Source organism: Micromonospora noduli (assembly GCF_003264365.1).
Taxonomy (GTDB): domain Bacteria; phylum Actinomycetota; class Actinomycetes; order Mycobacteriales; family Micromonosporaceae; genus Micromonospora; species Micromonospora noduli.
In genome coordinates, this window is the sequence record NZ_PYAK01000001.1 from 14,376 (window position 1) to 27,715 (window position 13,340).

Annotated in this window: 12 protein-coding genes; 6 read left to right on the forward strand and 6 right to left on the reverse strand. The window is 69.8% G+C overall.

Annotated features, from left to right (window positions below; all coding sequences use genetic code 11):
• Positions 1–65: 65 nt before the first annotated feature.
• Positions 66–1,256, reverse strand: coding sequence for an MFS transporter (locus GUI43_RS00050; RefSeq protein WP_112697299.1), 1,191 nt, complete (start codon positions 1,254–1,256; stop codon positions 66–68).
• Between the two features lie 99 nt (positions 1,257–1,355).
• Complete coding sequence (locus GUI43_RS00055) at positions 1,356–1,823, reverse strand: MarR family winged helix-turn-helix transcriptional regulator (protein ID WP_112588763.1); 468 nt, start codon at positions 1,821–1,823, stop codon at positions 1,356–1,358.
• A 97-nt stretch (positions 1,824–1,920) separates the two neighbouring features.
• Between GUI43_RS00055 and GUI43_RS00060 the strand changes: the two genes are divergently transcribed.
• Positions 1,921–2,766, forward strand: a complete 846-nt coding sequence (locus tag GUI43_RS00060; protein WP_208646469.1) for an NAD(P)H-binding protein — start codon at positions 1,921–1,923, stop codon at positions 2,764–2,766.
• Between the two features lie 77 nt (positions 2,767–2,843).
• On the opposite strand, the gene GUI43_RS00065 is transcribed toward GUI43_RS00060, so the two are convergent.
• A complete protein-coding gene (locus tag GUI43_RS00065; protein ID WP_112588761.1) occupies positions 2,844–3,728 on the reverse strand; it encodes a pyridoxal-phosphate dependent enzyme in 885 nt (294 codons plus the stop codon).
• 63 nt (positions 3,729–3,791) lie between these two features.
• On the reverse strand, positions 3,792–4,325 hold the full coding sequence (locus GUI43_RS00070) for a hypothetical protein (protein ID WP_112588759.1): 534 nt from the start codon (positions 4,323–4,325) through the stop codon (positions 3,792–3,794).
• A gap of 258 nt (positions 4,326–4,583) precedes the next feature.
• Here GUI43_RS00070 and GUI43_RS00075 point away from each other — a divergent pair, with 258 nt between their 5' ends.
• A complete protein-coding gene (locus tag GUI43_RS00075; RefSeq protein ID WP_112697301.1) occupies positions 4,584–5,798 on the forward strand; it encodes a hypothetical protein in 1,215 nt (404 codons plus the stop codon).
• A complete protein-coding gene (locus GUI43_RS00080; protein WP_112603069.1) occupies positions 5,791–6,372 on the forward strand; it encodes a hemerythrin domain-containing protein in 582 nt (193 codons plus the stop codon). The genes GUI43_RS00075 and GUI43_RS00080 overlap by 8 nt, the downstream gene beginning before the upstream one ends.
• A gap of 103 nt (positions 6,373–6,475) precedes the next feature.
• On the opposite strand, the gene GUI43_RS00085 is transcribed toward GUI43_RS00080, so the two are convergent.
• Both GUI43_RS00085 and GUI43_RS00090 read right to left on the reverse strand, forming a co-directional pair.
• A complete protein-coding gene (locus GUI43_RS00085; RefSeq protein WP_112588752.1) occupies positions 6,476–7,189 on the reverse strand; it encodes a GAF and ANTAR domain-containing protein in 714 nt (237 codons plus the stop codon).
• Between the two features lie 235 nt (positions 7,190–7,424).
• Positions 7,425–8,552, reverse strand: a complete 1,128-nt coding sequence (locus tag GUI43_RS00090) for a glycoside hydrolase family 183 protein (RefSeq protein ID WP_112697303.1) — start codon at positions 8,550–8,552, stop codon at positions 7,425–7,427.
• A gap of 246 nt (positions 8,553–8,798) precedes the next feature.
• Between GUI43_RS00090 and GUI43_RS00095 the strand changes: the two genes are divergently transcribed.
• Genes GUI43_RS00095 through GUI43_RS00105 form a run of 3 tightly spaced genes read left to right on the forward strand, consistent with a single transcriptional unit; the run spans position 8,799 to position 13,320 of the window.
• A complete protein-coding gene (locus tag GUI43_RS00095; protein ID WP_112697305.1) occupies positions 8,799–10,241 on the forward strand; it encodes an FG-GAP repeat domain-containing protein in 1,443 nt (480 codons plus the stop codon).
• A 19-nt stretch (positions 10,242–10,260) separates the two neighbouring features.
• The gene (locus GUI43_RS00100) at positions 10,261–12,312 is read left to right on the forward strand and encodes an N-acetylmuramoyl-L-alanine amidase (protein ID WP_112697307.1); all 2,052 of its coding nucleotides are present in this window, start codon (positions 10,261–10,263) and stop codon (positions 12,310–12,312) included.
• 15 nt (positions 12,313–12,327) lie between these two features.
• Positions 12,328–13,320 carry an alpha/beta hydrolase gene (locus GUI43_RS00105; protein WP_112697309.1) on the forward strand — a complete coding sequence of 331 codons (993 nt, stop codon included), beginning with the start codon at positions 12,328–12,330 and terminating at the stop codon, positions 13,318–13,320.
• The last annotated feature ends 20 nt before the right edge of the window (positions 13,321–13,340 follow it).

The following is a 13,340-nucleotide window of genomic DNA, read 5'->3' on the forward strand; positions in this document are numbered from 1 at the left end:
CGCCGCCCCCCTTCCTGATCACCACGCTACTGCTTGAGTCAGTGCTCGGCGCCGGCTTCCCGGCATCAGCCCGGCGCCATCCTGGTTGCCCTGCGCACCCCCAACAGGGCGACCAGGGCGAGGAGGATGACGGCGACGGAGTACTCGTCGGCGGTCCTCGGCAGGCCGCCGGCGTAGACCACGAGGAAGCCGGCGATCACCGTGGGGAGGCCGAAACCGACGTAGCAGACGACGTAGAGCACTGACAGCACGCTGGCGCGTTGGTGCGCCTCGACCAGCGGCATGACCGTCTTGAGGCTGCCCTGGAAGCCGCTGCCGAAGCCGACGCCCCCGAGCGCGAGGCCGACGAAGAAGACCGGGATGGACTGCGCCATGACCGCCACCAAGGTGACGATCATGCCCAGGATGAGCGCGACGATTCCGGTCAGGATCACGGTCCGCGCGGCGGTGTTGCGCTGCACCAGCACGGCGATCGACCCGAAGACGGCGAAGACGAAGAGGACCAGACCGCCGATCACGATCGACGTGTTCATGAGGCTGCGGATCAGCGCCGGGCCGAGCGCGCCGAAGAACCCGGCCAGCGCCCAGACCGCGAAGAGCACCGGGATGACGACCAGGACCGGTTGGCGCACCGAGCGGGGCAGCGTGATGTCCGGCCGCAGGCTGCCCCGGGCCCCGGCCATCGGGGTGACCGTCTCCGGCATCAGGGCGACCCCGACGGCCTGGATCAGCAGGATCACGAGCAGCACGAGGTACACCAGTCGCGTCGGCGCGGGCAGGAACTGGATGAGCAGCGCCGAGAGCAGGGCGCCGCTTCCGGTTCCGATGCCGGGGGCGATCGAGTTGGCGAGCGTGCCCCGGGCCCGGTCGATGTCCAGCATGGCGGCGCCCACCGCGCCGGTGGCGGCCCCGGCTGCCAGCCCCTGCACGAGGCGGGCGACCAGCAGGGCCGCAACGCCGTTGGCGAAGATGAAGACGACCAACGCGAGCATCTGCACCGCGATCGCGACGGCCAGCACCGGCCGTCGACCGACGTGGTCGGACAACTTGCCGAACGTGAGCAGCGACGCCAGCACCGCGAGTGCGTAGACGGCGAACACCACTGTGGTGGTGACCGGCGAGAAGTGCCAGCGTTCCTGGTACACACCGTAGAGCGGGGTCGGGGCCGCCGACGCGGCCAGGAACGACACCAGGATCGACGCCAGCAGCACCAGGGAGACCGTCGGTGTGAGTCGGGCCCGCCCGGCGATAGGCATGTCGGTGCTCCTCGGCTGCGTGAAAAGCGGTCAGCCTGGGCATTCCGCCGGCCCCCTGGGCCACGGCGGCGTACCCGGTTCGCGCCGGCACATGCCAGCTCAGCCCTCGGTGTCCTGGCCGGTCGCCGGGAGGCTCGCCACACCACGGGCCAGCGCGTCCCTGAAGTCGCGGTACCGGTCGGGGCCGAGTGTGTCGGCGAGCTTCTGCTCGATCAGGTGCACGAAGCCGTCGGAGGCCGCCATGAAGCTGAGACCCCGATCCGTCGGCACGATCAGCTTTGCCCGGCGGTCGGCCGGGTCGGGCGTACGCCGGACGTAGCCCAGCCGTTCCAGCTCGTCGAGGATCGCGCCCAGCGTCTGCTTGTTGCGGCCGGCCAGCCGGGCCAGCTCGCCGGGGCGGGTGCCCTCGGCGTCCAGGTAGGCGAGGACCGCGCCGTGGCGCGGCCGGACGTCGTCGAACCCCTGCTCCGCCGAGCGTCGGAAGATCTCCCGCTGGACACGCGCGGAGAGCTGCACGGCCAGGATCCCGAGGTCGGGGTCCTGCTCCTTCAGTGTGCTGCGCTTCATAATTTGGTCCAATCATTGGACTGTACAAGTTATGGACTATATCGTCGCTGGCGGCGACCGTGGTCCGACCTCGGTCCGCCTGACCGAGAGGATGACCATGACCATTCTGATAACCGGAGCAAACGGCACCGTGTCGCGGGAGGTGCTGCGGGAGCTGGCCGGCAAGCAGCCGCTCCGCGCCCTCGTCCGGGACGCGTCGCGCACGCCGGGGCTCGACGGGGTCGAGTACGTCGTCGGCGACCTGGACCGCCCCACCACGCTGACCCCGGCGTTCGAGGGCGTGACGACGCTCTGGCTGCTGATGCCGATGGGTCCACTGGCACCGAGTCAGAGCATGAACGCGGTGTGGGCGGCCCGGCAGGCCGGCGTACGGCACATCGTCCGGCTCTCCGCGATCGGCGCCGCGCACGACGCGCCCACCCGCAACGGCCGTCTGCACGCGCTCTCCGACGCGGAGCTACAGGAGTCCGGTATCCCCTGGACCATCCTGCGACCGAGTCACTTCATGCAGAACCTGCTCGGCGCCAAGGCTGGCGAGCACCTCTTCGGTCTCTTCGGTGACGCGCGTGTCGGCCTGATCGACGCCCGGGACATCGCCGCCGCAGGGGCGGCGATCCTCGCGGCGCCACAGCAGCACCAGGGCAAGATCTACACCCCCACCGGTCCGGAGAGCATCACGCTCGACCAGGCGGCCGACGAGATCGCCCGCACCCTCGGCCAGCAGGTGCGCTACGTGCCGCAGAGCCCGGAGCAGGCACGCGACGGCCTGCTCCAGGCCGGCCTCGACCAGTGGTCGGCCGAGGTCCTCGCCGAGTACCGGGTCGCCTACGGTTCCGGGTGGGGCGACTTCACCAACGACCATGTCGAGCGGATCGTCGGCCGGCAGCCGCGGACCTTCGCCGAGTTCGTTCGCGATCACCGCGAGCACTTCGCCAGCGTCTGATCCGTCGACAGCTCGGCGCGGTGCCCTCCGGCGCGATCCCGTCGGAGGGCACCGCTGTGCCTGCCCGGCCGGCGCCCCTACAGCTCGGGGTGGCCGAAGAGTCCCGGCAGCCCGCCGCTGTGCAGAAAGACGACCCGGTCGCCGTGCGGGAAGCTGCCGGCCAGCAGCGCCGCCATCGCCCGACCGGTGTACGTCGGGTCCAGGAAGACCCCCTCCGTACGCGCGGTCACCTCCAGCGCCGCCCGGACGGCCTCGGTCAGCGTGCGGTATCCCGCACCCACCTGGGTGCCGTCGATCCGCAGCGCGTCCGGCTCCACCTCGCCGACGAGCAGCCCGGCGACGGTCGCCCGCGGGTCCGGCACGGCACCGACATCCACGCCGATCACCCGCTGCGCGCCCAACTCCCGCACCAGGCCGGCCATCGTTCCGCCGGAGCCGAGCGCCGCCACCACCTCGACGCCGTCGGCGTCCGGCAACTGGGCCCGCAGCTCCCGACCGCAGTCCACATAGCCCTGGATCGACGCGGGAGCGGTGCCGCCGAACGGGATGACGTACGCCGATCGGCGCTCCGCCTCGGCCGCCACCACCTCGGCGAGCGGACGCTCTCCGCTCCAGACGATCTCTGCCCCGGCGAGCCCGTCGAGCAGCAGGTTGCCTTGCCGACGCTCCGGGGGCGATCCGGCGAGCACCAGCACACAGGAGAGGCCGAGCCGCGCGGCCGCGGCCGCTGTGAGCCGGGCGTGGTTGCTCTGCGGCGCCCCCGAGGTGATGACAGTGGTGGCGCCGACGGCGATCGCCTGCGCGCAGGTGTACTGGAGCTTGCGGATCTTGTTGCCGCCCCCGCCGAGGCCGTTGAGATCGTCACGCTTGAACCAGAGCTCGGCCAGCCCCAGCCGGGCGGCGAGCCGGGGCGCGGCCTCCAACGGCGTCGGCCAGGTACCGAGGGGAACGGGTGTGATCATCCGTGCAGCTAAACACTCCCCGGCCGCGCGCGCAGCTTCCTGGCCGTGGGCGCACCTCCGCGGCTATGCCCGACGTGCTGCTGCCCGGGGCAGCGGACCGACGTCCGCGTGGCGACCGGGACGGAGCGCCGCGTGCCGCTGCCCGGGACCCGCTCCGTCGCGGGCGGCGAGCACGTCGGCCACCGCTCCGGTGGCGAACGCGTAGATGGACTTGTGCAACACGTCGATGGCGAGCTCGGGGCGGGGCCAGGTCAGCGGAGGCGCCCCCACGCCGGTGGCGTTCTCCAGGATCTGGTCGTTGGTCAGGCGCACCGCCGTGAACATCGTCGAGGCCCAGGCGCCGCGCAGCCCGGCCTGGGCCATGACGCTGCGCAGCACGCCGAGCAGTGCGCCCTGGCCGTAGTGCATCGCCAGGTTCTGCCACCGGGGCTGCTGCCCGGAGGTTTCCGGCAGGCCGGTCAGCCTGGCCAGAACCCGGGCGGGCACGTAGGAGTCGGGCCGATCGGTCACCCGCTGTTCGATCTTCTCGGCGGCCGTCATCACCGCCGCCCCGGCCAGGCCCGCCACCAGTCCCTGCCACACCGCTCGCTTCAGCATGGTTCAGCCCTACCCACGACCCAGACGCCCACACCCGCGAATCGTCACCGGACCTCATTCCGGACGACTGCCTGGTTTGCCACCGTTCGCGGCGGGTACCGGCCCAATCGGGTCAAGACATGCGCCCTCCAGTGGTCCGTCCTGCCGTGGCTCCGCGACGTCCCCGCCGCGGGGCGCAGACACGTCAGCCATTCGGCCCCTCCCGTCGCCGCTCAACCCCAGGCGGCACGGCCACCATCCCCCCATTGAAGGAGAGGCATGTTCAATCCGCTCGACCACAAAGGAATCCCTCTCGAGAACCAGATCCGCAACTGGCGTGAACTGAGCGTCGATCCGATCGACCCGGAGGCGGTGGACCCGTACACGCGATGCCGGATCATCACGATGAACGGCATCGAGATCGAGGCGATCAACTTTCAGCACCAGTTCGCCCGGAACTGCCCTGACCAGGAGGTCCGCCGGCAGCTCGCCTACGTCCGGTACCTGGAGAACCAGCAACAGCGGGTGGTGAACTGGCTGCTTCCCGGCGTCGCCAGCGTGCTGGAGACGACGCTCGGTTACGAGCAGGTGGCCGTCGACCTCACCGCCTGGGTGGCCCGGCACGAACCCGACCCCTACCTCAAGCAGGCGTACGAGTTCGGTGTGCTGGAGGACTTCGACCACCTGTACCGCTACGCCAACCTCTACGAGATGGTCGAGCGACGCAAGGCGGAGAAGATCGTCGACGGGCTCACCGAGGTCATGCCCGGCCGACCGACGGTCCAGGAGCACCGGCATCCCTTCGACGAGGTTCGCACCCCGTACGACCGCAACTCGGTGGACCCGCGCTCGAAGCTGCACGCGTTGACGATCCTGTCAGCCGAGCAGCAGGTGATGTTCTACTACATGAACGTCGGCCCGCAGTACATGGAACCGATCGCGCGCCAGCTCTACCAGGAAATCAGCATGATCGAGCAGGAGCACGTCACCCATTACGAGTCGCTGCTTGACCCGGGTGAGAACTGGTGGGAGCGGCTGCTCACCCACGAGTACAACGAGTGCTGGCTCTACTACTCCTTCCTGCAACAGGAGAGCGACCCCCGGATCAAGGCGGTCTGGGAGCTGCACCTGCAGATGGAGCTGGCCCACCTCCAGCAGGCCGCCGACCTGCTGCGTCGGCACGACGGACGGGAACCGGAGGAGGTCGTCGGCAGTGTCGGCCTTCCCGAGCCGCTGACCTTCGAGCCCAACAAGGACTACCTGCGCCACCTGCTGGCCACCCAGATCGACGTGACGAAGCTCGGCGAGGGCTACGTCCGCGAGGCCCACGAGCGCTTCGAGTGGATGCAGCAGCAACTGCACGACGGCCGGCAGCCGCCGAGCGAACAGGTCATCGACATGCACCGGGACCGCTTCGGCGACGAGTACCGCATCGAGACCGAGGGCCCGCACCCGATCGAGACGCTGCGCGCCGAAGGAGGCAGCCATGCCTGACACCGCCACCCCGGCCACCCCGGGGCCCGAGGAGGATGTGGTCGACCTGCTGCTCGCCCAGCACGCCCAGATCGAGCAGCTCTTCCTGCTGGTCATCGGCGGCACCGGCGACACCCGACGCGACGCCTTCGACGATCTGGTCAAGCTCCTCGCCGCGCACGAGACCGCCGAGGAGGAGGTCGTCCACCCGCTCGCCCGGACGCTGCCCGGTGGGGGTGGTGACGCGATGGTCGACGACCGGCTCGACGAGGAGCGGCAGGCGAAGGAGACCCTGCAAACCTTGATCGAGGGTGGCGTGGACGCCGACGGCTTCGACACCGGCATCGTCCTGCTGCGCGACGCAGTGCTCCTGCACGCCCGACACGAGGAGCGCTACGAGTTCCCCCAGCTCCGCCAGCACGTTCCGGTCGACCGGCTTCGCAGCCTCGCCACGGCTGTCCGGGCGGCGGAGGCGTCCGCGCCGACGCGGCCACATCCCAGCGCCCAGTCCGCGAAGGGCAACCTGGCCGCCGGGCCGGTGCTGGCGGTCATCGACCGGGTACGCGACGCGGTGCGCAAGCCTTCGGAGAGCTGACTGGATTCAGCCGCGCGGTGACCCGTCTGGCGCCATCTGTCGACAGGGTCGCCCGCCTCGTGCGGGCGGCCCGGTCGGCGTAGCAGCGCAGTTGGGGCTGCACTCACCCCTGAGTCTTTCCCACCGCCTGGGCGACCAGGGCCTCCGCGACCTCGCGCACCTTCCGGTTGGTGTCCTGGGAGATCTTCGACAGCAGCGCGAACGCCTCCTCCGACGAGCACCGTCGGCTCCCCATGATGATCCCTTTGGCCTGCTCGATCACCGCCCGACTCCGCATCGCTTCCTGCATCTGCGCCGCCAGCGTGGCGGCGTTCTCGTACAGGTGCGCGTTGGCCAGTGCCACCGCCGCGTACGCGGCGAAGCCCTCCGCGTTGACGATCGAGGACGGATCGAACGCGTTCGGCGAATCGCTGTAGACGTTGAGCGCACCGACCACCGACCCCTGGATGGGAAGCCCGATGGAGAGGGAACTCTTCACCCCGGCGTCGCGAGCCCTCTCCGCCCATGCCGGCCAGCGTTCTTCGGCGGCCATGTCCGGCACGGAGATGGTGTCACCGCTGGCGGAGGCGTCCAGGCAGGGGCCCCGGTGCTGCTGGTACTGCCACTCGTCCAGCTCACGGGCCAGCTCGCCGGTGAACGCCCCGGTCCAACCGACCCGACCCCGCACCAGAGTGACAGTCACCTCTCTCGTCCCGGGAATGCTCCCCTTGGCGAGTTCGGCGATCCGGCGCAGCATGTCGTCGAGGCTGACCTCGTCGAGTCTGACCCGGCCCAGCTCCGCCAAAGCGTCGGTCGGATCCATCGTCGGCTGCGTCATCGCAGTACGCCCTCCTCGATCGGCGTCCGCCGGAATGGAAGATTCCGGCGCGGCCGGCATCACGTCGGATGCTCGGCAGCCCCGCCCCGGGGCGGTCGTCAGCAACAGTGCTCCTACCCCCTGATTCACCCACTCACACCCTGCTGAGGACATCGCGGCCCGCGTTTGCGCAGATCAGCTCCAGCGGGTCGGGGTCGCGAAAGTCGGGCCACGACGACTGTCGGTCAGTGGCCCGTCACACCGAGCCGGTGAACTGGCTGACGTGGTAGGCGGTGCTGCGGCCGTCCGGGGTGCGGGTCCACTTCGAGACCATCAGGTGCAGGTCGTCGGCGTTCCGGCTGGACCAGGGATGGATGAACCCCCCGTAGAGCGCGGGCTCCTGCCAGCCCGTCAGCTGAATCTTCTCCCCCGTCCAGGCCCGGTCGGGTCCGGACGCGGTACGGGTGACCAGACACCCGTTCTGGCAGTTGAGGTAGGACATCACCCAGGTCCCGTCGGCCAGCCGGCGCACCGATGGCTCGCCGAAGCGGCCGGTGAGGATGGGTGTGCAGGGTCTCCCCCAGCCCCAGTTGGCGCCGTTCCAGCCCCAGCCCTCGTACGACTCGGGGTAGAACAGCCGGTCCCACCGGACGCGTCGCAGCATCATCGGACCGTCCTGCCGCCCCGACCGGACCGAGAAGACGTAGACGTACTCGCCGTCGCGCTGCATGGTCCACATCTGGAACGGGTCCTTGTTGTCCGGGCTGTTCCACCACTTCAGCGGCGTACGGATGAACTCGTTGCCGTTGTCGGAGAAGGCCAGCCCCGCGTAGCGGGACTTCCACTGCGGCCCGGCCGGGCCGGCGGAGTTCCAGTTCTCGATGCTCATGTAGGAGATCAGCTGCCGACCGGTCTCCGGAAAGCTGATGCCGTCGTTGGGGATGACGGTCACCTCGGGAAGACCGTCGATGCCGATGCCGTGGTGGCCGTTGTGCATCAGCTCCGGGGCCCGTCCGTTGCCGACGACGCGTGCGGCGCTGTCGAAGACGATTCCGCCGGGCGCGCCGGGGTGGACGGCGGAGCGCAACATGACCGGCGACCGCCAGTCGTTCGGCAGGGGCGGGCCCTCGGGCCACGGCGTGTCGAAGGTGTCGCCGAAGAGGTAGCCGATCGATCCGTTCTCCAGCACGTAGGGGATGCCCAGATCGGTGCCGGCCACCCGCCACCGGCTGCTGGTGTCCAGGTCCGCACCGGTCAGCCGCTTCTTCCACACCGCCGCCTGGGCCAAAGCGGCAGTGGTCAGGATCGCGCCGACGGAACCGACCGCGCTGGCGGCTCCGATCGCGGCGGCGCGGCCGAGCAACGAGCGACGACGTACGCCCATGGCTGCCCTCTCCTGTCGCACTCGTCATGGCTCCGCCGCGGTGATTGGACAGCGGTTGCGGGCGAGTAAACCCGCCGACGACAACCGCTGTCAATACCTGCCCGCCTTGAACGATGCATTGAAGGAATTCTTCATAGAACATTGACAGCCATCAGCGCCCTGAAGAAACTCTCAGCAATCGGTCCCCGGTCGGTGGCGGTCTCGTGACGCCATCAGTCGACCATCCCCGACCCGACGAGGAGCAGCGTGAGACGTACTCTCCTGGCCCTGCTGATGGCCCTCGGCGTCGCCGGCACGACGGTCCCGGCCTCGCCGGCGCACGCGGACCCGGTCGGCACCCTGGCCTGCCCCTCCATCCCCGCCAACCGCGACCCGGCGGTGACCCTGGTCGTCTACCGGGTCGCCCGGGCCTACAGCGCCAACGACAAGGTGACGCTGTCCGCCTTCGAGGCGGGCTGGGTCGAGTCACACATGAACAACCTGCCGTGTGGCGACAAGTCGTCGCTCGGGGTGTTCCAGCAGCGCTGGGACTACGGGTGGGGCACTCCGGAGCAGATAATGGACCCGGTCTACGCCAGCACCCAGTACGTCACCCGGGCCATCGTCTGCGACCGCGACAACCCCGGATACAGCGCGGGCCAGGTCGCCCAGTGCGTCCAACGGTCCGGCTTCCCCGACCGGTACGACCAGGCGGCCCCCACCGCCCGGGCCCAGCTCAACGAGGCGGCCCGCACCCACGCCATCGCCGGTGGATCCCCCACTGACGTGACCGGCGACGGCCGGGACGACATCGTCACCTTCACCCAGAACGCCCTCGCCGACGTCTACGTGGGCACGTCCACCGGCGGCTCCTACACCGGCACCTCGGCGAAGTGGAACGACTTCTTCTCCCTCGGTGGCGAGACCGCCTCCACCGGCGACGTCAACGGCGACGGCAGAGACGACGTCGTCACCTTCGCCCACAGCAACACCGGCGACGTCTACGTCGCGCTCTCCACCGGCACCTCGTTCGGTGCTGGCCTCAAGTGGCACGACTGGTTCGCGCCCGGCGCGGAGATCGGCGCGGTCGGCGATGTCAACGGCGACGGGCGCGACGACATCGTGGCGTTCACCCACAACCCCGCCGGCGACGTGTACGTCGCGCTCTCCACCGGCACCGGTTTCGGCGCCGGCCTCAAGTGGCACGAGTTCTTCAGCCCGTTCGGCGAGTTCCCCGCGCTCGGCGACGTCAACGGCGACGGGCGCGACGACCTCATCACCTTCACCCAGGGCCCCGCCACCGCCAGCGACGTCGTCGTCGCCCTGTCGAACGGCAGCTCCTTCGGCGCCGCTCAGAAGTGGCACGACCTGTTCGCCGTCGGCGCCGAACTACCCCGGGTCGGTGACGTCAACGGCGACGGCAGAGACGACATCGTCACCTTCACCTGCGATCCCAACGCCGACGTGTACGTCGCCACCTCCACCGGCACCGGCTTCGCCGGGACCACGGTGAAGTGGCACGACTTCTTCTGCCTGGCCGGCGAGTTTCCCTACCTCGGCGACGTCAACGGCGACGGCACTGACGACCTCATCGTCTTCACCAAGGGCGCCACCAACGATGTCCACGTCGCGCTCTCCACCGGCACCGGCTTCCTCGGCACCACCCGATGGCACGACTTCTTCGGCCTCAACGGCGAGATGACGCTGTGATCAGCGGATTGGAGTTCTCATGCGACTGACCGGGCGAACGTGCACCCTCTTCCTGGCGGCGGCGCTGGCCGGTCAGGTGGCGGTCGCGCCGGCCGACGCGGCCGGACAAGCGGCATCCGGCTCGCTCGCCGCTGACTTCACCCGGGCCGCCGCCCAGTTCGACGTGCCCCGGGACCTGCTGGTCGCCGTCGCCTACGGTGAGTCCCGGTTGGACGGGCACGGTGGTCTGCCCAGTCAGGCCAACGGGTACGGGGTCATGCACCTGGTCAGCAACCCCACCCAGCACAGCCTGGAGCGGGCGGCCGCGCTCACCGGCGAACCGGTCGACCGCCTGCGCTCGGTCCCCTCCGCCAACATCCGCGGCGGCGCGGCGGTGCTCCGCGATTTGGCCGACGACGAAGGGCTGACCGGCGGGGCACGTGACCGGCTCTCCGCCTGGTATCCGGTGGTGGCGCGCTACAGCGCCGCCGTCGACGCGTCGACCGCCCGGCTCTACGCCGACCACGTCTACGACCTGCTGCGTACCGGAATCACCGCCGGGCCGATACGGGTCGCGCCGCGACCGCTCCGACCCGAACTCGGCCGCTACGCGGGGGTCACCCCCGCGGGCGCCGCCGGTGCGAACGTCGCGGCGGCCGTGCCGGAGTACGCGCCGGCCCGGTGGGTGTCCGCCTACGGCGGCAACTACCAGGCCGGCCGATCGGCGCGGATAACCACTGTTGTGGTGCACGTGACCCAGGGGTCGTACGCCGGCACGGTGAGCTGGTTCCAGAACCCGTCGGCGGGGGTGAGCGCGCACTACGTGGTGAAGTCGAGCAACGGCGAGATCACCCAGATGGTGCGCGAGGGCGACACGGCCTACCACGCACGCTCGGCCAATCCGTACGCGGTGGGCATCGAGCACGAGGGCTTCGTGGACAATCCGGCCTGGTTCACCGACGCCATGTACCGGTCGTCCGCCGCGCTGACCCGCTACCTCTGCGACAAGTACGGGCTGCCGAAGACCCGTGCGTCGATCAAGGGACACAACGAACTGCCCGGCAACGACCACACCGACCCCGGGCCGAACTGGAACTGGAACTACTACATCTCCCTGGTCAACGCCGGCGGCTCGGGAGGCCGGTACCTGGCGGGGTCACCGACCGACTTCACCGGCGACGGCCGTGACGACGTCGTGAGCTTCACGCAGGGCAGCCTCAACGACGTCTACGTGGCCACCTCCACCGGCAGCGCGTTCGCCGGTACGTCCGTCAAGTGGAACGACTTCTTCGGCCTCAACGGGGAGACCCTGCTCAGTGGCGACGTCAACGGCGACGGCAAGGACGACGTCGTCGCGTTCACCCACGGCACCCTTGCCGACGTGTACGTGGCCCTCTCCACCGGCACCAGCTTCGGCGGTGGCCTGAAGTGGCATGACTGGTTCGCGCCCGGCGCGGAGGTCGGTGCGGTCGGCGACGTCAACGGCGACGGACGCGACGACATCATCGCGTTCACCCACGACACGAACGCCGACGTGTACGTGGCGCTCTCCACCGGCACCGGCTTCGGCCCCGGCCTCAAGTGGCACGACTACTTCTCCATCCCCGGCGAGTTCCCCGCCCTCGGTGATGTCAACGGTGACGGCCGCGACGACATCATCACCTTCACCCAGGGGCCGCTCACGGCGAGCGACGTGATCGTCTCCCTCTCCACCGGAAGCGGATTTGGCGCGCCCCAGAAGTGGCACGACCTGTTCGCGGTCGGCACCGAACAACCCCGCGTCGGCGACATCAACGGCGACGGCCGCGACGACATCGTCACGTTCACCTGCAACGCCGACGCCGACGTCTACGCCGCCGTCTCCACCGGCACCTCGTTCGTCGGCACCACCGTCAAGTGGAACGACCTCTTCTGCCTGCCCGGCGAGTTCCCCTACCTGGGTGACTACAACGGCGACGGCAAGGACGACATCGTCGCCTTCACCAAGGGCAGCTTCAACGACGTCCACGTCGGCCTCTCCACCGGCACCAGCTTCCTCGGCGCCACCAAATGGCACGACTTCTTCGGCCTCAACGGCGAAACCACCTTCTGACGCAGGGAGACTCCAATGCTCGACGTACCCACGCCCTCGTCGATCAGCCGGCGCCGGCTGATCGGTGGCTCGGCAGCGGCGGCCGCCGCCGGGCTGTTCGGCGGCGCCCTCGCCGGGTCGTCCGCCGCCCAGGCCGCCGGTGACGGGTACGGCCTGCGCATCGTCGACCGCAACGAGAACGGCGGCCGGCTGCAGTACTACCGCTTCGCCACCGACGCCATCGAGTGGGACCCGGGCGTCAACGTGCTGCTGCCCGACGGCTACCACACCAGCGGCAAGCGGTATCCGGTGCTGTACCTGCTGCACGGCGGCAACGCCGACTTCCGCACCTTCCACCTACAGGACAACATCGTCGGTCTGACCGCTGGCCGGGAGGTCATCGTCGTCATGCCGGACGCGTCGACCGGCTGGTACTGCAATCCGGTGACCAGCTTCGTCGGACCCCGCAACTGGGAGACGTTCCACATCGCCCAACTGCTGCCATGGGTCGACGCGAACTTCCGTACCTTCGCCGAGTACAACGGGCGTGCGGTGGCCGGCTTCTCGATGGGCGGCTTCGGTGCGCTGAAGTACGCGGCCAAGTACTACGGCCACTTCTGCTCGGTCAGCTCGCACTCCGGGCCGGCCAGTCTCCGCCGAGACTTCGGACTGGTCGTGCACTGGGCGAATGCCACCTCCGCCGCGCTGGACCTGGGTGGGGGCACCGTCTACGGGATCCCGCTCTGGGACGAGGCACGGGTCACCGCCGACAACCCGGTGCAACGCATCCCGAGTTTCCAGAACAAGCGGATCTTCCTGGCGGCCGGGACCTCCCCCGACCCGATCAACTGGTTCGACACCGTCAACGAGACCCAGGTGCTCGCCGGTCAGCGCGAGTTCCGCGGGGCACTCGCCCGAGCCGGCATCCCACACGAGTGGCGCGAGGTGCCGGGTGGGCACTTCTTCCGCCACGACCTGTTCGTCCAGGACCTCAACGGAATGCTCGGACGCCTACGCCGCGCGGGTTGACCCCCGGTAGCGTCGACGGT

What these genes read in the sequence shown, in the direction of transcription:
- GUI43_RS00075 (WP_112697301.1), top strand. Translation starts at nt 4,584, where the DNA reads ATGTTCAATCCGCTCGACCACAAAGGAATCCCTCTCGAGAACCAGATC.
- GUI43_RS00080 (WP_112603069.1), top strand. Translation starts at nt 5,791, where the DNA reads ATGCCTGACACCGCCACCCCGGCCACCCCGGGGCCCGAGGAGGATGTG.
- GUI43_RS00070 (WP_112588759.1), bottom strand. Translation starts at nt 4,325, where the DNA reads ATGCTGAAGCGAGCGGTGTGGCAGGGACTGGTGGCGGGCCTGGCCGGG.
- GUI43_RS00065 (WP_112588761.1), bottom strand. Translation starts at nt 3,728, where the DNA reads ATGATCACACCCGTTCCCCTCGGTACCTGGCCGACGCCGTTGGAGGCC.
- GUI43_RS00055 (WP_112588763.1), bottom strand. Translation starts at nt 1,823, where the DNA reads ATGAAGCGCAGCACACTGAAGGAGCAGGACCCCGACCTCGGGATCCTG.
- GUI43_RS00060 (WP_208646469.1), top strand. Translation starts at nt 1,921, where the DNA reads ATGACCATTCTGATAACCGGAGCAAACGGCACCGTGTCGCGGGAGGTG.
- GUI43_RS00050 (WP_112697299.1), bottom strand. Translation starts at nt 1,256, where the DNA reads ATGCCTATCGCCGGGCGGGCCCGACTCACACCGACGGTCTCCCTGGTG.
- GUI43_RS00100 (WP_112697307.1), top strand. Translation starts at nt 10,261, where the DNA reads ATGCGACTGACCGGGCGAACGTGCACCCTCTTCCTGGCGGCGGCGCTG.
- GUI43_RS00085 (WP_112588752.1), bottom strand. Translation starts at nt 7,189, where the DNA reads ATGACGCAGCCGACGATGGATCCGACCGACGCTTTGGCGGAGCTGGGC.
- GUI43_RS00105 (WP_112697309.1), top strand. Translation starts at nt 12,328, where the DNA reads ATGCTCGACGTACCCACGCCCTCGTCGATCAGCCGGCGCCGGCTGATC.
- GUI43_RS00090 (WP_112697303.1), bottom strand. Translation starts at nt 8,552, where the DNA reads ATGGGCGTACGTCGTCGCTCGTTGCTCGGCCGCGCCGCCGCGATCGGA.